The organism is Amycolatopsis thermoflava N1165 (assembly GCF_000473265.1).
GTDB lineage: Bacteria > Actinomycetota > Actinomycetes > Mycobacteriales > Pseudonocardiaceae > Amycolatopsis_E > Amycolatopsis_E thermoflava.
This window is the reverse complement of sequence record NZ_KI421511.1, coordinates 3,340,383-3,361,982: the sequence shown is the minus strand read 5'-3', so window position 1 is coordinate 3,361,982 and position 21,600 is coordinate 3,340,383. Positions and strand designations below refer to the sequence as shown.

19 protein-coding genes are annotated in these 21,600 nt (G+C 73.1%); 5 read left to right on the top strand and 14 right to left on the bottom strand.

From position 1 onward, the window contains the following. Positions 1-186: 186 nt before the first annotated feature. The 5 genes from benA to AMYTH_RS0116765 are packed head-to-tail and all read left to right on the top strand — an operon-like array spanning position 187 to position 8,956. Positions 187-1,536: a benzoate 1,2-dioxygenase large subunit gene (gene benA, locus AMYTH_RS0116785; protein WP_027931308.1), complete on the top strand. Its 1,350-nt coding sequence runs from the start codon at positions 187-189 to the stop codon at positions 1,534-1,536. Continuing rightward, positions 1,533-2,039, top strand: coding sequence for a benzoate 1,2-dioxygenase small subunit (benB, locus tag AMYTH_RS0116780; RefSeq protein ID WP_017981487.1), 507 nt, complete (start codon positions 1,533-1,535; stop codon positions 2,037-2,039). Before benA ends, benB begins: the two co-directional genes overlap by 4 nt. Positions 2,040-2,049: 10 nt before the next feature. Next, a complete protein-coding gene (benC, locus tag AMYTH_RS0116775) occupies positions 2,050-4,989 on the top strand; it encodes a benzoate 1,2-dioxygenase electron transfer component BenC (RefSeq protein WP_027931307.1) in 2,940 nt (979 codons plus the stop codon). Positions 4,990-5,047: 58 nt separating this feature from the next. Further along, positions 5,048-6,358, top strand: coding sequence for an MFS transporter (locus tag AMYTH_RS0116770; RefSeq protein WP_027931306.1), 1,311 nt, complete (start codon positions 5,048-5,050; stop codon positions 6,356-6,358). A 9-nt stretch (positions 6,359-6,367) separates the two neighbouring features. Continuing rightward, positions 6,368-8,956 (top strand): LuxR family transcriptional regulator, encoded by a 2,589-nt coding sequence (locus AMYTH_RS0116765; RefSeq protein WP_027931305.1) that lies wholly within the window; start codon positions 6,368-6,370, stop codon positions 8,954-8,956. On the opposite strand, the gene AMYTH_RS0116760 is transcribed toward AMYTH_RS0116765, so the two are convergent. The 14 genes from AMYTH_RS0116760 to AMYTH_RS0116695 all read right to left on the bottom strand — a co-directional run bounded on the left by AMYTH_RS0116760 (position 8,951) and on the right by AMYTH_RS0116695 (position 21,596). Further along, complete coding sequence (locus AMYTH_RS0116760; protein WP_027931304.1) at positions 8,951-10,186, bottom strand: benzoate/H(+) symporter BenE family transporter; 1,236 nt, start codon at positions 10,184-10,186, stop codon at positions 8,951-8,953. The genes AMYTH_RS0116765 and AMYTH_RS0116760 overlap by 6 nt on opposite strands. Before the next feature lie 62 nt (positions 10,187-10,248). Beyond that, entirely contained in the window at positions 10,249-10,434 is a 186-nt protein-coding gene (locus AMYTH_RS0116755; RefSeq protein WP_020418946.1) for a CsbD family protein, read from the bottom strand. Positions 10,435-10,682: 248 nt separating this feature from the next. Beyond that, entirely contained in the window at positions 10,683-11,612 is a 930-nt protein-coding gene (gene ligD, locus AMYTH_RS0116750; RefSeq protein ID WP_027931303.1) for a non-homologous end-joining DNA ligase, read from the bottom strand. A gap of 66 nt (positions 11,613-11,678) precedes the next feature. After that, positions 11,679-13,058 (bottom strand): MFS transporter, encoded by a 1,380-nt coding sequence (locus AMYTH_RS0116745; protein ID WP_027931302.1) that lies wholly within the window; start codon positions 13,056-13,058, stop codon positions 11,679-11,681. Beyond that, the gene (locus AMYTH_RS0116740; RefSeq protein ID WP_027931301.1) at positions 13,055-13,642 is read right to left on the bottom strand and encodes a dienelactone hydrolase family protein; all 588 of its coding nucleotides are present in this window, start codon (positions 13,640-13,642) and stop codon (positions 13,055-13,057) included. Before AMYTH_RS0116740 ends, AMYTH_RS0116745 begins: the two co-directional genes overlap by 4 nt. Further along, positions 13,642-15,261 carry a thiamine pyrophosphate-binding protein gene (locus tag AMYTH_RS0116735; RefSeq protein ID WP_027931300.1) on the bottom strand — a complete coding sequence of 540 codons (1,620 nt, stop codon included), beginning with the start codon at positions 15,259-15,261 and terminating at the stop codon, positions 13,642-13,644. Before AMYTH_RS0116735 ends, AMYTH_RS0116740 begins: the two co-directional genes overlap by 1 nt. A gap of 226 nt (positions 15,262-15,487) precedes the next feature. Further along, positions 15,488-16,267, bottom strand: coding sequence for an SDR family oxidoreductase (locus AMYTH_RS0116730; RefSeq protein ID WP_027931299.1), 780 nt, complete (start codon positions 16,265-16,267; stop codon positions 15,488-15,490). Between the two features lie 8 nt (positions 16,268-16,275). After that, a complete protein-coding gene (locus AMYTH_RS0116725) occupies positions 16,276-17,010 on the bottom strand; it encodes an SDR family oxidoreductase (protein ID WP_027931298.1) in 735 nt (244 codons plus the stop codon). Further along, positions 17,001-17,714 carry an alpha/beta fold hydrolase gene (locus AMYTH_RS0116720; protein WP_027931297.1) on the bottom strand — a complete coding sequence of 238 codons (714 nt, stop codon included), beginning with the start codon at positions 17,712-17,714 and terminating at the stop codon, positions 17,001-17,003. Before AMYTH_RS0116720 ends, AMYTH_RS0116725 begins: the two co-directional genes overlap by 10 nt. Then, complete coding sequence (locus AMYTH_RS0116715; RefSeq protein WP_037322574.1) at positions 17,711-18,487, bottom strand: aspartate dehydrogenase domain-containing protein; 777 nt, start codon at positions 18,485-18,487, stop codon at positions 17,711-17,713. The genes AMYTH_RS0116720 and AMYTH_RS0116715 overlap by 4 nt, the downstream gene beginning before the upstream one ends. Further along, complete coding sequence (locus AMYTH_RS0116710; protein ID WP_027931295.1) at positions 18,484-19,407, bottom strand: VOC family protein; 924 nt, start codon at positions 19,405-19,407, stop codon at positions 18,484-18,486. The genes AMYTH_RS0116715 and AMYTH_RS0116710 overlap by 4 nt, the downstream gene beginning before the upstream one ends. Before the next feature lie 17 nt (positions 19,408-19,424). After that, a complete protein-coding gene (locus tag AMYTH_RS0116705) occupies positions 19,425-20,468 on the bottom strand; it encodes an aromatic ring-hydroxylating oxygenase subunit alpha (RefSeq protein WP_228684826.1) in 1,044 nt (347 codons plus the stop codon). Positions 20,469-20,470: 2 nt separating this feature from the next. Next, a complete protein-coding gene (locus AMYTH_RS45070) occupies positions 20,471-20,656 on the bottom strand; it encodes a recombinase-like helix-turn-helix domain-containing protein (RefSeq protein ID WP_037322573.1) in 186 nt (61 codons plus the stop codon). 4 nt (positions 20,657-20,660) lie between these two features. Continuing rightward, positions 20,661-21,596 (bottom strand): PDR/VanB family oxidoreductase, encoded by a 936-nt coding sequence (locus tag AMYTH_RS0116695; protein ID WP_027931293.1) that lies wholly within the window; start codon positions 21,594-21,596, stop codon positions 20,661-20,663. Positions 21,597-21,600 lie beyond the last annotated feature (4 nt).

Sequence of the window (21,600 nt, the reverse complement as noted above, 5' to 3'; positions counted from 1 at the left end):
CATTCACCGTAGGTACGGATATTGAGTCAAGACAAGGAGCGATTCAGTCTTGATTGATCGATGCTGTCGATTAATAGCACCCTGGGTCAGGACTAGGTAATCGCCCGGTGTGACTGGGGCCACCACTTGTCAAGGTCAGGGGAACACCGAAGCCGAGCAGTGCCGCTGAGGCCGTTGGAGGTTTCCATGACCGAGACCCTGGACCACGTGTCGGAGGTCCTCGCCGACGCCGTCGTGGAGGACCGCGACGCCGGGATCTACCGGGCGAACCGCCGGATCTTCACCGACGAGGAGATCTTCGAACTCGAGATGAAGCACATCTTCGAGGGCAACTGGATCTACCTGGCGCACGAGAGCCAGATCCCGAACCCGGGCGACTACTTCACCACCTACATCGGACGCCAGCCGGTGGTGATCACCCGTGACAAGGACGGCGAGCTGCACTGCCTGATCAACGCGTGCGCGCACCGGGGCGCGATGGTCTGCCGCCGCAAGACGGACAACCGGATGACCCTGACCTGCCCGTTCCACGGCTGGACCTTCCGCAACGACGGCAAGCTGCTCAAGGTCAAGGACCCCGACGGCGCCGGCTACCCGCCCTCGTTCAACACCGGCGGCTCGCACGACCTGACCCGCGTCGCCCGGTTCGACAGCTACCGCGGGTTCCTGTTCGGCAGCCTCAACGCCGACGTGCTGCCCCTGGACGAGCACCTCGGCGACACCACCAAGATCATCGACATGCTGGTGGACCAGTCCCCGGAGGGGCTGGAGGTGCTGCGCGGCTCGTCGACCTACACCTACGACGGCAACTGGAAGGTGCAGGCCGAGAACGGCGCGGACGGCTACCACGTCACCGCGACACACTGGAACTACGCGGCCACCACGGCCCGGCGCAACACCGGCGAGTCCAAGAACGACACCAAGACCCTCGACGCGGGCAGCTGGGGCAAGTCCGGCGGCGGCTACTGGTCGTTCCCGCACGGCCACCTGTGCCTGTGGACGTGGGCGGCCAACCCGCAGGACCGTCCACTGTGGAACCGGATGGACGAGCTGAAGGAACAGTTCGGCGACGCCAAGGGCGAGTTCATGGTCAAGGGGTCGCGCAACCTGTGCCTGTACCCCAACGTGTACCTGATGGACCAGTTCTCCACCCAGATCCGGCACTTCCGGCCGATCGCGCCGGACAAGACCGAGGTGACGATCTACTGCATCGCGCCGAAGGGGGAGAGCGCCGAGGCCCGCGCCTGGCGGATCCGGCAGTACGAGGACTTCTTCAACGCCTCCGGCATGGCCACCCCGGACGACCTGGAGGAGTTCCGCTCCTGCCAGCTCACCTTCCGCGCCACCGCCGCGCCGTGGAACGACATGAGCCGCGGCGCCGAGCACTGGCTCACCGGCCCGGACGAGGTCGCGCTGGCGCTGGACATGAAGGGCGTCATCTCGGCGGGGCAGAAGAACGAGGACGAGGGCCTGTACCCGGTGCAGCACGGCTACTGGCGGGACACCCTCCGCAAGGCGATCGGAGCGGCGGAATGACCAGCGCGACCAAGACCATCACGCAGACCGACATCGAGCAGTTCCTCTACCGCGAGGCGCGTTACCTCGACGACCGCGAGTTCGAGAAGTGGCTCGACTGCTACGCCGACGACGTGGTGTTCTGGATGCCCTCCTGGGGCGACGACGACCTGCTGACCGAGGACCCGCAGAGCCAGGTCTCGCTCATCTACTACCCGAACAAGGGCGGGCTGGAGGACCGGGTGTTCCGGATCCGCACCGAACGCTCCAGCGCCACGTCGATCCCGGAGCCGCGCACCAGCCACAACATCACCAACGTCGAGCTGATCGAGCGCCGCGGCGACATCGTGGACGTGCGGTTCAACTGGCACACCATGTACTTCCGCTACAAGACCGTCGACCCGTACTACGGCACGTCGTTCTACACGATCGACTTCTCCGGCGAGTCACCGCTGATCCGCCGCAAGACCGTCATCTTGAAGAACGACTACATCCACCACGTCGTCGACGTCTACCACATCTGAGGGAGGCGTCATGGCTTTCCAAGTCGCACTGTCCTTCGAGGACGGTGTCACCCGATTCATCAAGTGCGAGCCGGACCAGACGGTCGCCGACGCGTCCTACCGGCAGCGCATCAACATCCCGCTGGACTGCCGCGACGGGGCGTGCGGGACGTGCAAGGCGTTCTGCGAGTCGGGCGACTACGACGGCGGCACCTACATCGACGACGCGTTGTCCCCGGACGAGGCGTCCCGGGGTTACGTGCTGCCGTGCAGCATGAAGCCGCGCTCCGACCTGGTGCTGCAGATCGCCAGCACCTCGGCCGTGGCGAAGACCCAGGCGGCGACCTATTCGGCGACCCTGACCGGGCTGGACCGGTTGTCGCCCACCACGTTCGCCCTCACGCTGGAGACGCCGGACCGCGACAAGCTCGCGTTCCTGCCCGGCCAGTACGTCAACATCGAAGTCCCCGGCACCGGGCAGACCCGCTCGTACTCGTTCAGCAACGCGCCGGACGACAAGGAGCTGACGTTCCTGGTGAAGCTCACGCCGGGCGGCCTCATGTCGGACTACCTGACCGAGCGGGCCGCACCCGGCGACGAGTTGCGTTTCACCGGCCCGAACGGCAGCTTCTTCCTGCGCGAGACCGAGCGTCCGGTGCTGCTGCTGGCCGGCGGCACCGGGCTGGCGCCGATCCTGTCGATCCTGCGCGCGATGCGGGCCTGCGGGTCGTCGCGCCCGGCGCACCTGGTCTACGGCGTCAGCACCGACGACGACCTGGTCGAACTGGACACGCTCGCCTCGCTGGCCGCCGAGGTGGAGGGGCTGACGTGGGACTACTGCGTCGCCGACCCGGACTCCAGCGCCCCGAACAAGGGCTACGTGACCAGCCTGATCCGCGAGGAGCACCTGCACGGCGGCGACGTGGCCGTGTACCTGTGCGGCCCGCCGCCGATGGTCGAGGCGGTGCGCAAGCACTTCACCGACGCCGGGGTGCAGCCGACGGGCTTCTACTACGAGAAGTTCGCGCTCGCCGCCCCCGCGGGGGAGGCGACGGCCGGTGCCAACGCGGCGGGCCGCGGCCAGACCCCGGGAGCGACCGCTCCGGCGGGCGCTGCTGCATCGGGCGTTGCCGCGCCGGGCGTTGCCGTATCGGGCGCTGCCGCGCCGGGCACCGCCGCATCGGGCGCTGCCGCACCGGGCGCTGCCGCACCGGGCGCTGCCGCGCTGGGCACCGCGGCGCCGGGCGCTGCCGCATCGGGCGGCGCCGTGCCGGGCGCCGCCGTGCCGGGCGGCGCCGCGCCCGCGGCCACCGCCTCGGCACGCAGCGTCGCCGTCCAGACTCCGGCGCCCCCGGCGCCGGGAGCCCCCGCCGCTCCGGGATCCGCGTCCCCTTCGCCGGAGCGTGCGGGGGCGAGCCGGACCGTTGCCGGGCAGGCGATCTTCCCGCCCGCCGAGCTCGCGCCGCTGCGCGGCGGCCCCGCGCGGGCTGCCGCCGAGGAGGCGGCCACGGCCCGCACCATCGCGGGCCAGCCGATCTGGCCCGCCGGCGGCGGTGCCGGTGCGCTGGACGCAGGCGAGCCGCTGCGGCCAACGGCCTCCCGCGCCATCGCCGGGCAGGAGATGTTGCCCCGCGCCGAAATCGCCCCGCTCACCGAACCCCCGCTCACCGAACCCCCGCTCACCGAACCCCCGCTCACCGAACCCGGACGGTACGAGATCGGCGAGGAGCACCCGTCGGTGCACGAGTCGGACGCCGTGTTCGAGGCGCGCCAGGCCCTGGAGCTGGGCGCGGTGGAGATCACGATCGGCCGGCTGTCCTCCCAGCAGCTGGCGGGGTACCGCCTGCTCGCCGAGGCCACTCTGCCCTATGTGGACGGTGACCGGTTCCTCGACGCAGCCGCCTACACCGAAACCAACGCCGCCTTCCACGACTACCTGTTCACCCTGACCGGCAACGAGCACCTCCTGCAGGCCTACCACGCGCTCGGCGTGAAGGGCCACATGACCGAAACCCTCCGCGACGCCACCTGGTGCCACCCCCGCTGCGCGCAGGACCACCTGGACATCGTGGCCGCGTTCGAGGCGGGGGACCGGACTGCCGCGCGCCGCCTGGTCGCCGAGCACGCCGAACGCTCGAAGACCACCATGCGCCGGGCGATGGACGACAAGAAGGCCGCGCGGCGGCCGCGGTTCATCAGCCCCGGCCGGTTCGACGGCAAGGTCGTCGTGGTCACCGGCGCCGCGCAGGGCATCGGCGAGCGGGTGGCGCGGCGGATCAGCGCGGAGGGCGGCACGGTCGTCCTCGCCGACCGCGCCGACCTGGTCACGGAAGTGGCGGACGAGCTGACCGGCGAGGCCCTGCCGGTGCTGGCCGACCTGGAGACCTGGGCCGGCGCGCAGGCGGTGGCGGAGGCGGCGCTGGCCCGGTACGGCCGCATCGACGTGCTGGTCAACAACGTCGGCGGCGCGATCTGGTTCAAGCCGTTCACCGAGTTCACGCCGGACCAGATCGACGCCGAGATCCGCCGGTCGCTGATGACCACGCTGTACTCCTGCCGCGCCGCGCTGCCGTCGATGGCCGCGCGGGGGCGGGGCGTGATCGTCAACGTCTCCTCGGCCGCCACCCGCGGCATCCACCGCATCCCGTACTCGGCGGCCAAGGGCGGCATCAACGCCATCACGGCGTCGCTCGCGCTGGAGTACGCCGACGCCGGCATCCGGGTGGTCGCGACCGCGCCCGGCGGCACCGAGGCGCCGCCCCGCCGCATCAGCCGCGGCGGATCGGCGCTGGAGACCGAGCAGGAGCGCGCCTGGTTCCAGGCGCACATCGACCAGACCGTGAACTCCTCGCTGATGAAGCGCTACGGCACGCTCGACGAGCAGGCCGCCGCGATCACGTTCCTGGCCTCCGACGAGGCCTCCTACATCACCGGCACCGTCCTGCCGGTGGCCGGGGGCGACCTCGGCTGAACCCGGCCGCCCCGCCCGGGGCCGCCGTTCCCCTCCCCACCCCACACCGGGAGCCATCATGTCCGACACCGACGCAATGAAGCGCCGGCGCACCGTGTCCTGGGTGGTCGCCCTGTCGACGATCGCCCTCGTCTTCGACGGGTACGACCTGGTCGTCTACGGGACCGTCCTGCCCACCCTGCTCGCCGACCCCACGCAACTCGGCCACATCAGCGCGGGCCAGGCGGGGGCGCTGGGCAGCTACGCCCTGATCGGCGTGCTCGTCGGGGCGCTGGCCGCGGGCGGCCTCGGCGACTGGATCGGCCGCCGCAAGATCATGCTGGTCAACCTGGCCTGGTTCTCGGTCGGCATGGGGCTGACCGCCCTGACCCAGAACGTCACCGCGTTCGGCTTCGGCCGGTTCTTCACCGGCATCGGCGTCGGCGCGCTCGTCGCGACGGTCGGCGCGCTGGTGGCCGAATTCGCGCCCGCCGGTCGGCGCAACCGTCTCAACGCGATCGTCTACAGCGGAGTCCCGGCCGGTGGCGTGCTCGCGTCGCTGCTGGCGATCGTGCTCGCCGACGCCGTCGGCTGGCGCGGGCTGTTCTGGGTCGGCGCGCTGCCGATCCTGCTGGTCCTGCCGCTGGCGGTCGTCAAGCTGCCGGAGTCGGCGAAGTGGCTCGCCGCCCGCGGCCGGGTGGACGAGGCGCGGGCGGTGTCCGAGCGGACCGGCGTGCCGCTGGTCGCCGAGCCGCCGGTGACCGACCGCGTGGGCTTCCCGGCGCTGGCGAGCCGCGCGCTCGCCTGGCCGACCGCGCTGCTCGGGCTGATGAGCTTCGCCGGGCTGCTGCTGACCTACGGGCTGAACACATGGCTGCCGAAGATCATGGCGGACAACGGGTACGGCAAGAGCTACTCGCTGACCTTCCTGCTGGTCCTCAACCTCGGCGCGATCATCGGCGGCATGCTCGCGTCGCTGTGGGCGGACCGGGCCGGCGCGAAGCGGGTCGTGGTCACCACGTTCGTGCTCGCCGCGCTCACGCTCGCGCTGCTGCCGCTGGACCTGCCGCTGGCCGCCCTGCTGCTCGCGGTCGCCGTGGCCGGGGTCGGCACGATCGGCACCCAGGTGCTGATCTACGGGCTGGTGTCCAACTACTACCCGACGCGGGCGCGGGCCGCGGGCGTGGCGTGGTGCGCGGGCTTCGGCAGGCTCGGCGGGATCGTCGGGCCGGTGATCGGCGGCCTGCTGGTCGGCGCCGGGCTGGGCGGCACCACGGCGTTCTACATCTTCGCCGGGGTGGCGCTCGCCGCGGCGCTGGTCACCGCGCTGGTGCCGCGGGCACAGCACGCCGACCTTCCGGTGCCCGCCGTCGCGCCGGAGCCCGCCTAGAGTGACCATGTGGTCCACCGTCGCCCGCAGCTGATCGCCCGCGCCGCCGCGCTCGCCGCACTGGAGAGCGTGGCGGCGCCGGCGTTCGTGCTGGTCACCGGCCCGGCGGGGGTGGGGCGGACGGCGCTGGCCGACGAGTTCGCCGCCCGGCGCGACGGCGTGCGGCGCGCGGCCGGGGCGCCGTGGGAGACCGGCCGCGCCGGTGGCCTGCTCGCCCAGCTCGGCGGCGCCGACGGTGTGGTCATTGTGGACGATGCGCAGTGGGCGGACCTGGAGTCGTTGCGCACGCTGGTTTCCACGGTCCGGCACGACCGCGACGCCCGGCCGCTCGTCGTCGCCACCTGCGTGAGCGGCGACCACCGGGTGCCCGCGGCAGCGCTCGAACTGCTGCACCGCGCCGCCACCACCACGGTGCGCCTGGAACCGCTCACCGCGCCGGAGACCGGCGAACTGGCCGCCGCGCACGGTGTTCTGCTGCACCCGTCGATGGCCGAGCGGCTCTGGCGGCACACCGGCGGCATCCCGCGCCACGTCGTGCAGTTGCTCGCCGAGGTGCCGCGGTCGACGTGGGCGCGGTTCGACCCGGACCTGCCCGCGCCCGCCGCCGTCGCCGCGCGCGTGCGCGAAGGCCTGGCGTCCTGCTCTCCGGAGGCGCGGCGGCTCGTCGAGGCCGTCGCGGTCCTCGGCCCGGGCACCACGGTGCGGGACGCGGCGTCGCTGGCCGGGATCGACGGCGACGTGCTGCCCCTGCTCGACGAGGCCTGCGCCGCAGGGCTGGCCGAGTTCGCCCCGCACGGCCTCACCGAGGCCGGGCCGCCGGACCCGATGGTGCGGGCCGCGGTGCTCGCCGCGATGGGCCCGGCCGCCGCCGCGGACGCCCACCGCCGGGCCGCGGACCTCATCGAGGACCCGGTCCGGCGCATGCACCTGCTGGTCGCCGCGTCCCCGGTGCCGGACGCGGCCGTCGCCGACCGCCTCGACGAGCTGGCCGCGGAACGGGCCGCCGAGGGCGCGTGGGGTGTGGCGGCGTCGCTGCTGTCCGACGCCAGCCGCCTCACCGACGACCGGCTGAAGCGGGAAAGCCGCCTCACCCGCGCGGTGGACGCGCTCATCGGCGCCGGGGACGCCTTCGCCGCCGCGGCGCTGGTGCCGGAGGTGGAGAGCCTGCGGGAAACACCGCTGCGCAATGCCGTTCTGGGCTACCTGGCGATCGTGCGCGGCCGCGCCGCCGAGGCGGAAACCCGGCTGGGCCGGGCCTGGGGGCTGGTCAACACCGGCCGGGAGCCGGACGTCGCGGCGCTGATCTGCCAGCGCTACGTGCTGCATTCGCTGTCACGGTGCCGCGCCGAGGACCTGGTGCGGTGGGCGGACCGGGCGATCTCGCTGGTGCCCGCCGACGCCCCGGCGGCGGTGGAGGCGGCAGCGATCCGCGGGCTGGGCCTGGCCGGCAGCGGCCGTCCGGACGAGGCGCTCGCCGGGTACGCGGAGCTGGCCGAACGGGTGCAGCACGGCGCGCAGGCGCAACGAATCCAGATGGGCCGCGGCTGGCTGAACCTGATGGTCGACGCGATCGACGAGGCGCGAGTGGACCTGGAGATCGCGGTGCCCACGACGTTCCTCGGCGGTTCGACGCGGATCTCGTTGTGGGCACGCGGGTGGCTGGCGCGGGCGCAGTTCCTGGCGGGGGAGTGGGACGACGCGCTGCGCATCGTCGCGGAGGCGGAGCCGTTGCTGGACCGCTCGGGGATCGTGCTGGCCGGGCCGCTGCTGGCGTGGACGGCGGTGGCGGTGCACGCGCTGCGGGGCGACTGGGAGCGCGCCGAGGAGGCGTTGCGCCGTGCCGATGCGGGGCCGCAGGACTACGAGATCATGCGGGTGCCGTCGTGCCTGGCGCGGGCGCATGTCGCGGAGGCGCGCGCGGACGCGGCCGGGGTGCTGCGGGCGTTGCGGCCGCTGACGATGCCGTGGGCGGGCGGCAGCATCGACGAGCCGGGGTTGTGGCCGTGGGCGGACATGTACGCGCACGCGCTGGTGCTGGAGGGCAAGACCGCGGAGGCGGACGCGTTCCTGGCGCCGCACGAACGCCTCGCCGCGGAACGCGGGCGCGTCTCGGCGCGGGCCAGGCTCGGTGCGGCGCGGGGACGGCTGCTCGGCACGCAGGGCGACGTCGACGGGGCGCGGGCGGCGTTCGACGAGGCGCTGGAACTGCTGGAGGACCTGCCCTTGCGCTACGACCTGGCGCGGGTGAACTTCGCCTACGGGCAGATCCTGCGCCGGGCGGGCAAACGCCGCGAGGCGGACGCGGTGATCAGCACCGCCCGTGACGCGTTCGCCGCGCTGGGGGCCGCGACGTACGTGGCCCGCTGCGACCGCGAGCTGAAGGCGGGCGGCGTGCACGTCCCGCGCGGCCGCGGGTTCGGCGAGCTGACCCCGCAGGAGGAGGCGGTGTCCCAGCTGGTCGCGAGTGGACTGTCCAACCGGGAGGTCGCGGCGGAGCTGTTCCTGTCCACCAAGACGGTGCAGTACCACCTGACCCGCATCTACGCCAAACTCGGCATCCGCTCGCGGGCGGAGCTGGCCGCCCGGCGGCGGTCATGAGCGGAAGTCGCCGCGCTCCAGCAGGAACGACACCGCGAGCCCGGCGACCAGGCCCCAGAACGCGGAGCTGATGTGCAACGGCTGCACGCCGGACACGGTCACCAGGAACGCCACCAGCGCGCCGAGGGTGAAGCGGGTGCGGAAGGCCGTGACGAACGCGCTCTGCAGCGCCCGCAGCATCGCCAGCCCGCCCAGCACCGCGATGAACGCGGGCGGCGTCGCGAGCATCAGGCGCACGAACGCCGGCGCGAACAACCCGGTCACCACGGCGCCGATCCCGCACACGACGGCCGCGGTGTACTGGCGGTCCCGCTCGCCCGAGGCGACCAGCAGTGCGTTCGTCGGCCCGGTCAGGCACGTGGAGACCGCGCCCACCGCCGCGGCAGGCAGCGACCACAGTCCGCACAGGACGGTCACGACGTTCGTGGGCGGCTCGTGCCCGGCCTGCTTCAGGACGGCGACGCCCTGGCCGTTCTGCACCACCAGCACGGTCACGGCCAGCGGCACGACCAGTTCCAGCAACGCGGGCCAGGTGAACCGGGGCGCCTGCAGCAACGGCTCGGCGAGCCAGCCGGCGCCGGCAGGGGAGAAGCGGCCCGAGACCGCCACGGCGACCGCGCCGGCCAGCAGCGCCCCGAGGATCGGCGGCAGCCGTCTCCCGGCCGCGGGCAGGGCGCTGAGCAGCACGAACACCACGACCATCGGGACCGCGACCACCGGGTCCACGCCGAGCGCGGTCACCAGGTCGAGCCCGAACTTCAGGAACACCCCGGCGACCATGGCCATGACGATCGGCATCGGCAGCGCGGCCATCACCGTGCGCACCCAGCCGGTCAGGCCGATCACCAGGATCAGCAGCGCGGTGACCACGAACGCGCCCAGGACCTCGGGCCAGCTCAGGTGGGTGAGCGACCCGCCGACGACGACCGTGCCGGGGATCGTCCAGAAGAACGCCAGCGGCCGCCGGTACAGCCACGACGCGAGCGCCGTGAGGATGCCGTTGAGGAAGAAGACCCCGAAGATCCACGACGCGAGCTGCGCCGGGCTGAGGCCGCCCTGCACCCCGACGGCGAGGATGACCGCGATCGGCCCGGTCGCGGAGAACACCAGGCCGATCACGCCGTTGGTGAGGGTGGTGCCGGTGAGGTCCCGGCGCACCCGCCGCGGCCCGGCGACCGGTGACGGCGGACGCTCGAACCGCGGCGCGCTGATCTCCTCGTCGAGTCTCATGTACGCATGCTGAACTCATCGAACGCCATGCGTACACCCTGTTGTGGCGTGTGCCACCGGGGTCAGCGGTCGAACACGTCCTTCGCCGCGTCCTTGACCTTCTCGCCGGCCTGCTTGACGTCGGCCTTGCCCTGGTCGCCCTTGCCCTCGGCCTCCCACTGCTCGTTGCCGGTGGCCTTGCCGAGGCCTTCCTTCGCCTTGCCCTTGAGCTCTTCAGCCTTGTTCTGGGCCTTGTCGTCGGTGCTCATCTCCGGTCCTTCCGGTCGGTGAGCGCTGGGATTACCCGCCGGAGTGATCCTTATGCGGCGTTCACCGGCGGAGTCAGGTGCGGCGCGCCCGGCCGGTGCGGGCGCGCCGCGCCGGAGCGGTGCGACGGGGTTCGCGTGCCGGTTGCGGCCGGTCCGGACTCCGGCGGTCGGCGTGGTCGTGCGGGGCCGAGCTGGAGTGGCGCTCGGATCGTGGGGGCCGTCGCGAGACCACGAGTTCCGCACCGCGGTCAATCCAGCCCGTCGCGGTCCGCCCACTCCAGCAGCGTCTCCAGCGAGTAGGCGCTGTCGTCGATGCCCGCGTGCAGGTCGCCGAGCTTCGCGAACCGGGCGGGGACCGTCGCGATCGTGCAGTCGCCCGGTTCGACGTCGTCCACCTCGTCCCACGCGATCGGCGTCGACACCGTCGCCTCGGGCACGCCCCGCACCGAGTACGCGCTCGCGATCGTGTGGTCGCGCGCGTTCTGGTTGTAGTCGACGAACACCAGCGCCGGGTCGCGGTCCTTGCGCCACCACGTCGTGGTCACGTCGTCCGGCGCGCGGCGCTCCACCTCGTGCGCGAACGCCAGCGCCGCCCGCCGCACCTCGCTGAACCCCCACCGCGGCTCGATCCGCACGTAGATGTGCAGGCCGCTGCCGCCGGACGTCTTGGGCCACCCCGTCGCGCCCAGCTCGTCGAGCACCTCGTGCGCGACGTGCGCCACCCGCCGCACCCGGGCGAAGTCGGCCTCCGGGCCGGGATCGAGGTCGATGCGCCACTCGTCGGGCTTCTCGGTGTCCGCCCGCCGCGAGTTCCACGGGTGGAACTCCACGGTGCTCATCTGCACCGCCCAGATCACGTGCGCCAGCTCGGTCACGCACAGCTCGTCGGCGTGCCGGTTGTAGCGCGGGAAGTGCACGCGCACCGTCTCCAGCCACGGCGGCGCCCCGGCGGGTACGCGCTTCTGGTGCACCTTGTCGCCGCTCACCCCGGACGGGAACCGGTGCAGCATGCACGGCCGCTCCCGCAGCGCGCGCACGATGCCGTCGCCGACGGACAGGTAGTACCGCGCCAGGTCCAGCTTCGTCTCGCCCCGCGCCGGGAAGTAGACGCGCTGCGGGTTCGAGATCCGCACCGTGTGGTTCCCGACCTCCAGCTCCACCGCCTCGCCCTTGGCCATGGGCCGAACCTAGCGTGAAAACCGCGCCGCGGCGGGGTGCCGGGCGAACCCGGCACCCCATCGGAGTCAGGGCGCGATCTCCTCCAGCGTGCGGCCGCGCGTCTCCTCGGCGAACACCGCGGCCACGATCGCGCCGACCAGCGTGATCCCGCTGATCAGCAGGAACACCGAGCCCAGCGCGGTGCCGCCGGCGTAGACCGCGCCGACCAGGATCGGCCCGAGGATCAGGCCCAGCCGGTTCATCACCCCGCCGAGGCTGCAGCCCAGCGCGCGGCTGCGCGTCGGGTACAGCTCGGGCGTGTAGAGGTACAGGCTGATGTTCACGGCGAAGTTGAACACCGCCGCCAGCGACGACCACACCAGCAGCTGCACCGGCGACCCGGCGCCGAGCGCGCCCAGCACCACCAGCATCGCGGTGGTCACGCCGAGCCCGGCGGCCAGCACCATCCGGCGCCCGATCCGGTCGATCACCAGCGCCGCCAGCACGCACCCGACCAGGCCGGCGGCCGAGGTCGCGGTGCTGTACCAGAGCGCCTGGCCCAGCGGCAGGTGGAACACGCCGCGGTAGATGGTCGGCAGCCACGACGTGATGCCGTAGTTGGCGAGGTAGCCGACGAACCAGATGGTCCACACGGTCAGCGTGCGGCGGCGGTAGCGGCCGGCGAACAGGTCGCGCAGGGCGTTGCCGCGCTGCTGCGGGGCGGTGACCGGCACCGTGGCGGCGGGCGCAGGCAGCGGCTCGCCGGTGGCGCGCCGGACCTTGGTCTCCATCGTCGCCATCGCCGCGGCGGCCTTGTCGTACTTGCCGCGGGAGGCGAGCCAGCGCGGCGACTCCGGCACCTTGCGCAGGATCACGAACGCCATCAGGCCGGGGACGGCGGCCAGCAGGTACAGCGAGCGCCAGCCCCACAGGGGGATCAGCCACGCCGCGACCAGCGCGCTCACCGCCAGGCCCGCCGGGAACACCACCTCGTAGAGCAGCACGAACCGGCCGCGCTTGTGGGCGCGGGTGATCTCGCTGATGTAGGCGGCCGCGGTCGGCACCTCGCCGCCGATCGCGAGGCCCTGCACGAACCGCAGGACGAGGAACGGGGTGAGCGAGTCGCAGGCCGCCATGCCGGCGCTGCACAGTGCGCTGACGGCGACGCAGATCGCGATCACCCGCACCCGGCCGATCCGGTCGGCGGCCCAGCCGGACACCAGCGCGCCGACCAGCATCCCGATCGAGCCGATGGTCAGCGCCGCGGTGCTGGTGGCCGCCGACAGGCCCCACTCGCGGGAGAGCACCGGCAGCGTGTAGGCGATCAGCAGCTGGTCGAACGCCTCGAAAAAGGTCACGATGCCGATCAGCAGGCGGACGCTGATCTGCCATCGCGACATCGGCAGCCGTTCCAGCCGCGCAGCGATGTCACCCTGCGTCATGGCGGGTGTGGCGTCGATGCTCATTCGGTCTCCTCGTCGGGCAATAGTGTGCGGGCTGAATCGAGGAATCGCACTGCTTCGTCCCGGGCGTCGGCTTCGTCACACAGGGACAGCCAGGACCCGCCCAGGTTCGCGGCGAGCACCGGCAGCTCGGGGAGGTCCGGCCAGGGCCCCTCACGCGGGTCGACGCCGGCGGCCGGCAGTCCGTGCTCGGCGGCGGCCACGGCGGCGAGATGGGCGCCCTGGCCGAGCCCGATGAAGGCGCTCGCCGGAACCCGCGCCCGGCGGCTCAGGTGGTCCAGCGCGCCGGCCACGTCGGCGGCGAGGTCCGCGGGCTCGAGGGCCGCGAAGTTGCCGCGCGGGAAGACCCGTCCGCCGGTGTCGTAGTAGAGCAGCGGCGCGACGGCGAGGTAGCCGCACTCGGCGAGCGCGCGGCAGGCGTCCTCGGCTTCGGCGGTGAGGCCCCGCTCGTCGTGCAGGACGACGACGGCCGCGCGCACGTGGGCGGCGGGGTAGCGCACGAGCAGGGGAGCCGCGGTCTTGAGGATGCGGCGGCGCCGGTTGGCGGGGGCGTGTCCGTGGTGGTGGGTGGTCGCCGGGGTGGCCATCAGTCCTCCCGGGGGACGGGCACCGGCGGGACGAACGGGCGCGGCGCCGGGTCCAGCGCCGTCACGTCGACCTCGATCACGGCCGGGCCGTGCTGCGCCACCGCCTTCTCCAGCGCCTCCGCGAACAGCGACGGCCTGCTCACCAGCTGGTACGGCAGGTCCAGCGACTGCGCGAGCCGCGAGAAGTCCGGGGTGTAGAGGTCCACCCCGGCCCGCGAACCGCCGTGGTGGTCCTGCATGTTCCGCAGCACCCCGTACCCGCCGTCGTTGAAGACCACCAGCACCAGCCACGGCTTCTCCTGCGCCAGCGTGCCCAGCTCGCCCAGGTGCACGGCCAGCCCGCCGTCCCCGGCCATCACCAGCGTCGGTGCGTCGCGGCCGGACAGCGCCGCCCCGATGCCCGTCGCCAGGCCCTGACCGATCCCGCCGCCGACCGGGAACAGGTTGGTCCGCGGGTCGAAGATGTCCAGCAGCCGGTTGCCCCACTGGCTCGACGGGATCGTCACGTCCCGGGCGATCACCGACTCCCGCGGCAACCCCGCCCGCATCGCGTCGCAGATTTCGCCGTACGGGCCGATCGCCTCGCGCAGCCGCGACCGCACGGCGGACCGGGTCGCAACCGCTCGTGCCCGCCACTCCGGATCACCGGACCCGCCCCGCAGCCGCCGCAGCACCGCCGCGGCCTCCCCGGCGATCCCGACCGTCGCCGGGTGCACCCGGCCCAGGGCGGCGGGGTCGACGTCGATCTGGACGTGCCGCGCGGGCAGCGCCAGGTGGTAGTGCTTCGTCTCGTTGGACCGGAAGTGCGTCCCGATCGAGATCAACAGGTCCGCCTCGGCCAGCAGGTCCTCCGCCACGGTCGCGAAGTTGCCGACCACCAGCGGGTGGTCCTCGGGCAGCGTGCCTCGCCCGGAGTTGCTCGTGAACACCGGGGCGTGCAGCCGCTCGGCCAGCTCCCGCACCTCGTCCCGCGCGTCGACCGCCCCGCCGCCGGCCCAGATCACCGGGCGCCTCGCCGAGGCGATCAACTGGTCGGCCCGGGCCAGCGCGTCCTCGTCCGGCGGCGGCACCGGCGCCGGAACCTCCGGACCGCGAGCCACCACGTCGTGCCGCGCGTACTGCAGGTCGATCGGCCATTCCACACTGGACGGTCCACAGGGGAGGGACACGGCCTCCCGCACCGCCCGCCGCAGCACGTCTCCGGCCTCGGCCACCGAAGAGATGGTCGCGGCGTGCTTGGACACCGCGGTGAGCATGCCCAGCTGGTCGCGCGTCTCGTGGATGACCCCGCGCCCCTGCCCGAGGTAGGGGGAGTCGATCTGCCCGGTCACGTGCAGCACCCGGCTGCCCGCGGTCAGCGCCTCCACCAGCGACCCGGCCGCGTTGCCCGCACCGGTGCCGGTGCTGGTGATCGCGACCCCGAGCCCGCCGCCGGCGCGGGCGTACCCGTCGGCCGCGTTGACCGCCGCCGCCTCGTGCCGCACCGGCACGAACCGCAGCCGCGCCGCGATCGCCTCCACCAGCGGCAGGTTGTGCACGCTCACGATGCCGAACGCGGTGTCGACGCCGTTGTCGATCAGGATCTGGGCGAGCAGATCCCCGCCGTTGCCGTGTGTCACACTTCCTCCTTGGATGTAGGCAGCTCGCACCGCCGCGGGTTCTGAGCCAGCTCGGCCGCGTGAAACGCGTCGATTGAGGGTGGTGGTGGGAGACGGGTGGGAGGCTCCTCGCGAGGACAGCGCCGACGTGGTGAATTGGCATTCATGAGGAGGCGATCCCACAGCGAGGGGGCGTCTGAGGTTCCGCCACCCGCACCGCTACGCAAGCCGTCACCCATGGAATTCCCTAGACGTATCGGGCGACGCCGCCACCGACGTCGAGGGCGGAGCCGGTGATGTAGGACGCGTGCGGTGACAGCAGTGCCACGATCGGAAAGGCGACTTCCTCGGCGGTGCCGAGCCTGCCGAGCGGGATGCCCCGGTCCGCGGCGAGCGCCGAAGTCCACTCCGCCCAGGACAGCTCGGTGCCGGACTGTTCGTACCGGCGCCGCCACTGCCCGGTGTCCACCAGGCCGAGGCACACCGAGTTGACCCGCACCCGCGGCGCCAGCTCCGCGGCCAGCGTCTTGGACAGGTTCAGCAGTGCCGCCCGCGCCGCCGACGTCGCGGCGAGCTTCGGTTCGGGCTGGCGGGACAGGATCGCGTTGACGTTGACCACCGCCGCACCCGGCCGCAGCCACGGCTGCGCGGCGCGGACGACGTGCAGCACAGAGAAGATCTTCAGGTGCAGCTCGTCGCGCCACTGCTCGTCGCTGGTCTCGGCCAGCCGCGCCATCAGCGAGCGCCCGGCGTTGTTGACCACGCCGTCCAGCCCGCCGAACTCCTCACCGGCGCCGGTGACGAACCGGCGCACGTCGCCGGCGTCGAGGACGTCACAGGCCGCGGTGTACAGCCGGGCGCCGGCCGCGCGGGGCAGGTCGGCGAGCGCCTTCTCCAGCCGCACGCCGTCCCGCGCGCACGCGGCGACGTGTGCGCCCTCGGCGAGCAGCATCGCGGCGGTGGCCAGCCCGACACCGGAACTGGCGCCGGTCACCACGACCGCCCGCCCGGAAAGTCCCAGGTCCATGAGAACTCCTAGTGGCAGACGAATCCGCCGTCGACGACCAACGTTTGCCCGGTGATGAACGAGGCGGCGTCGGAGAGCAGGAACTCCACCGCGCCCACCACGTCACCCGGTTGCTGCGCCCGGGTCAGCGCCCGCCCGTTCGCGTAGAGCTGGTGCCGTTCGCGTGGCACCCGCTCGGTCGCCTCGACCTCGGTCAGGCCCGGCGCGACCGCGTTCACCGTCACCCCGTCCGGCCCTGCATCGCGTGCCATCGCGCGGGTCATCGCGATCACCGCGCCCTTCGAGGACACGTAGTGCACCAGCCGCGGCGGCCCGAACAGCGCGACGTCGGAGGCGATGTTCACGATCCGCCCGCCGGTGGCCGCGAGTTGCGGGTACAGGGCGCGGGCGACCAGCCACGGGCCGCGCGCGTTGACCGTCATCAGCCGGTCCCACGCCTGCACCTCCAGGTCGGCGAAGTGCTTGCCGCCCACGCCGTCGGCCATCGCCGCGTTGTTGACCAGCCCGTGCAGCGGCCCGATCTTCGCCACCTGTTCCGCCAGCCGCGCCACCGAATCGGGATCGGCGACGTCGGTGTCGATCCGGTGCACGGTCCGCCCGCGCTCTTCGAGCTGCGCCACGCCGCGGGCGGCGCGTTCCGGGTCGCGCTCGGCGACCACGACCTGCGCGCCGGACGCGCCGAGGGCGTCGGCGATCGCCCAGCCGAGCCCGCGCCCGGCGCCGGTCACCACGATCAGGCGCATCGCGCGGCCTCCACTTCGGACAGGAACTCGAGCAGGACCTCGTTGAACTCGCCGGGGCACTCCTGGTTGGCCGCGTGCCCGCCGCCGATCACCCGCAGCCGCGCCCCGGGGATCTCCCGCGCCAGCAGGCGGCTCTCCTCGACGCCGGTGACCTGGTCGTCGGCGCCCACGACCACCAGCGTCGGCACGCTGATCCGGCCGAGCAGCGGACCGTGGTCGGTGGTGGCCATCGACTCCGCGGCCGCGCGGTACCCGGCCAGGCGCACCCGGGCCATCGTCGCCTCGACCTTGGCGTGGGTCGCCGGATCGGAGCTCAGGCGCGGCGCTCGCCGCCGCGCGAACTCCGCGCCACCCACCTCGGCCAGCTCATCCACCCGCGCCCGCATCCGCGCGGCGGCCGCCGCGCTGGTGCCGGAGCCGCGCGTGGAGTCGGCCAGGGTCAGCGACAGCACGGGGTGCTCCAGCGCGAGCCGGGTCGCGATCACCCCGCCCCACGACACGCCCACCACGTGCGCGGGTTCGTCGAAGATCCGCGCCGCCCGCTCGGCGTACCAGGCGATGTCGGTGCGTTCCGGATCCGGCGAGTCCCCGTACCCGGGCGCGTCCCAAGCCACCACCCGGTGCCGCTCCGCCAGGACGTCCACTTGCGACTCGAAGGACGCACTGGACCCGCCGATGCCGTGCAGCAGCAACACGGGGGTCACCGGAACACCACCCGCGGCTCCGCCAGCGCGGCGATCGCGGCGAGCACCGCGTGCGGCACGACCTCACTGCTCGTCGGCGTCCGCGGCGAGGGCCGGTTGCGGATCTCGAACCGGTACGACCCGGCCGGCCCGTCGGCGGTGATGACGTGCGAGGTCAGCTCGGCGGCCGGGTCGGCGATCACCGCCGCCTCCACCACGTCCCAGTCGCCCACGGCCAGCGCCACCGAGGCAGCCACGTTCGCCGACTTCGGGAACGCCGCGGTCACCTCGCGTGCCGGGCCGCGCATCAGCTCGACCGGCTCGGCGGTGGTCCGCAGCCGCGCGGCCTCCTCGTCGGACATCCATGCCTGAACCAGGTTCGCGGCCAGTTTCGTGGTCTCGATCGTCACCCGGGTCAGCGGCGCCATCCGGGCCGCCGCCCGCAGCAGGTCCAGGCCGCCGATCGCCCCGGTCGACAGGTGCAGCTCACCGGGGCCCGCGCACAGCAGCTTGTCCAGCAGGGCGTCGTCGGCCAGCGCGCCGACCGACACGACCAGCAGGTCCCGCCCGGCGGCCAGCACCTGCGGTCCGACCTCCGCCAGCGCCCGCTGCCCGGCCGCCTCGACTACCAGGTCCGAAGTGGACAGAAGTTCGTCCAGCGACACCAGCGGCAGATCCGCCGCACCGGCCGGGTCCACGACGCCGGAGAGCGTCGCACCCGGCACGGATCCGTCGCGCAGGGCGCGGGCGACCACGCCGCCGATCGAGCCCGCGCCGATCACCCCGGCCCTCATCCCCGCCACCACGCGGTGTAGCCGGGGTCGGGCACGCCCGCCATGTGGGTGCGGACGTCCTTCGACGGCGGCCCCGCGGTGCCCCACAGGTCGGACAGCTCGGGCGTGCGCCGCCACACCCGGCACAGCCACGCGTCCTCCACGACCTGCTCGACCTCGGAGGTGTACTCGCACACCAGCCCGGCCGGGTCGGCGAAGTAGCCGAACGTGTTGCTGCCCGGCCCGTGCCGGCCCGGACCCCACAGCGGGGTGATCCCGTTGTGCCGCAGCCGCCCGATGCCGCGCATGAAGTGGTCGATCGAGGCCATCTCGTAGGCGACGTGGTTGACCGACGCGTACGGCGCCTGGTTGAACGCGATCACGTGGTGGTCGGCGTTGCAGCGCAGGAACGCCATCTGGTGCTCGGACCAGTCGGAGATCCGCATGCCGAGCACGCGGGTGTAGAACTCGCAGGCCGCGTCGATGTCGGCGGTGTTGAGCACGACGTGCGCCAGCTTGCGCGGCACCGCCGGGTGGCCGTCCGGATCGTCCGGGGTCACCGCGAACACGTCCGCGGACAGCTCGATCAGCCGGCCCTCCGGATCGGCGAAGCGCAGCCCGTAGCCGCCGCCGACCTGGTCCAGCTTGCCGGGCTCGGTGACCAGCGGAATGCCCTGCGCGACCAGGCGGCTCGCGGCCTCGTCGATCTCGCGGGGCGTGGCGACCGCGAAGGCCACCTTGCCGAGCGCGTTCCGCTCGGCCTGCTGCAACTGCAGCACGTGGTGCTCGCTGCTGGTGCCGCGCAGCCACACCGCGCCGGTGTCCTGCTCGACCTGCCGCAGGCCCCACACCTCGCGGTAGAACTCGCCCGCGTCAGCGCACGCGGTGGAGCGCAGGGTCACCGACCGCAGCGCCCGCAACCGGACGACGGGTTCGGACATGGTGTCCTCCAAGGGGTTCAGGCGACCGGGACCGGTGCTGCGGTCGCGGGCTCGGCCAGGCGGGCCGCCTGTTTCGCGGCTTCCGCCTTCAGCAGGCGGCGCATCCGGACGAGCGCGATGTCGTGCTGGTAGAGGTTCTCCCGGTCCCAGGCGTCGGCGGGCATCGCCTCGGCCATCTCGCGGTCCTGCTCCAGCACCGCGTAGTGCCGGGCCGCCAGCCGGTTGCGGTAGAGGAAGCGCCAGCTGTCCCGCTCCCAGCCGGACACCTTGCGGCAGCGCCAGAAGAACCCGGCGTGCCGGTTCGCCGAGATCGCGCACAGCCCGGCGACGATCGTGAACGGCCCGCCCGGGCCGGCGGTGTCCGGGTACGGGATGTCGAGGGTGACCCAGTCGGCGCCGCCGTGGGTCAGCTCGACCCAGTCGAAGTTCACGCCGCGCTGGTCGGTCTTCTCGAACACGAAACCGTTGTCGGTCGCCCGGATCTGGAAGACCGCTTCGCGTTTGCCGGCGAACATGGTGTGGCTGTTGCGGTGCAGGAACGCGCCGTGCATCGGGTCGAGCAGGTTGTCCAGCGAGTACAGGTAGGGTGCGTCCCACTCCACGTAGCAGAGGAACTGCGACCACTCTCCGCCCGCGATCGGCTCCGGGACCTCCAGCGGGGCGGGCGGTGCCGACTCGTCGAGTCCGAACCAGGCGAAGACCGCCCCGGCGTGCTCCTCCGCCGGGAACGTCCGCAACACGCGGCGGCCCTCCAGGGCGCAGCCCGGGCTCCCCGGCACGGACACCACCGTGCCCTCGGCGTCGACCTGCACGCCGTGGTAGTTGCAGGCCACCCGGTCGCCCATGTGCACGCCCTGCGACAACCGCGCGGCGCGGTGCGGGCAGCGGTCCTCCTGGACGTGCACGACACCGGCGGCGTCGCGCCACAGCAGCAACTGCTCGCCCGCGCGCTCGATCCGGACCAGCTCACCGGGACGCACGTGCCCGGACGGGCACAGCGGGTACCAGCGGTCCCGCAGCCCGAACGTCACCAGGCCGTCGGTGCTGTGCAAGGGGTTCACGTCTACTTCTCCGTTCCGCTCAGGCGGGCCAGTTCGGCGGTGAACGACGACTCGGTCCAGTCCTCGCCGCCCGCGGGGCGCACCCCGGAGGAGTTGAGGGCGGCCACGACACCCGGCAGGTCGTGCACGCCGCGGCCGTAGATCGCCTCGAGTTCGTCGCCGAACGCGTTCTCGTAGCTGGAAGGCATGTCCTCAGTCCTCCACGTCCAGGACGAGCTCGGCCGACCGGCTGCGGGACACGCAGATCAGCATCGTGCCGCCGGCCGCCTTCTCGTCGTCGCTCAGCAGGAAGTCGCGGTGCTCGGGTTCGCCGGCGAGCACCTTGGTCTCGCAGGTGCCGCACACCCCTTCGCGACAGGAGTTCGGCACGGACACCCCGGACCCGGCGAGCGCGTCCAAGATGGACACTCCCGCGGGCACGGGAATCCGGCGCCCCGATCCGCCGCACACCACGTCGAAGCTCTCGTCGGGGGTGGCCGGGGCTGTCGTGGGCGCGCGGAACCGTTCCACCCGCAGTATCGAGGCGTCCGGGAGCGCGGCCTCGACGGCGGCGATGAGCGGTTCCGGGCCGCAGCAGTAGACGAGCGTGCCCGGCCGCAGTTCAGCCAGCTCGGCCGCCAGGTCCGGCGGTCCGCCGCGCTCGTCGTCGGCGTGCACGCGCACCCGGTCCGCGGGCAGGTCGCCCAGGAAGGCCATGCTCGACCGGGAGCGTCCACAGTAGAGCATGGACCAGTGGGAACCCTGTTGTTGCAGGGTCTTCGCCATCGCCAGCAGGGGAGTGATGCCGATGCCGCCGGCGATCAGCAGGTGCCGGTGCGCGTCTTCGAGGGCGAAGTTGTTGCGTGGCCCGTCGGCCTCGATCAGCGTGCCCGGGGTGAGGCGCTCGTGCACCCAGGCGCTGCCGCCGCGGGAGGACGGCTCGCGCAGGACGGCCACGGTCCAGCTGTGCCCGTCCGCCGGGTCGCCGCACAGGGAGTACTCCCGGACCAGCCCGTTGGGCAGGTGCAGCGACAGGTGCGCGCCCGGCTCCCACGCCGGCAGGGCCGCCCCGGCGGGGTCGCGCAGCTCGACGCGCACGACCCCGTCGGCCAGCCAGGTGCTCTGGTGAACTCGTACCGTCCGGGTCATGGGT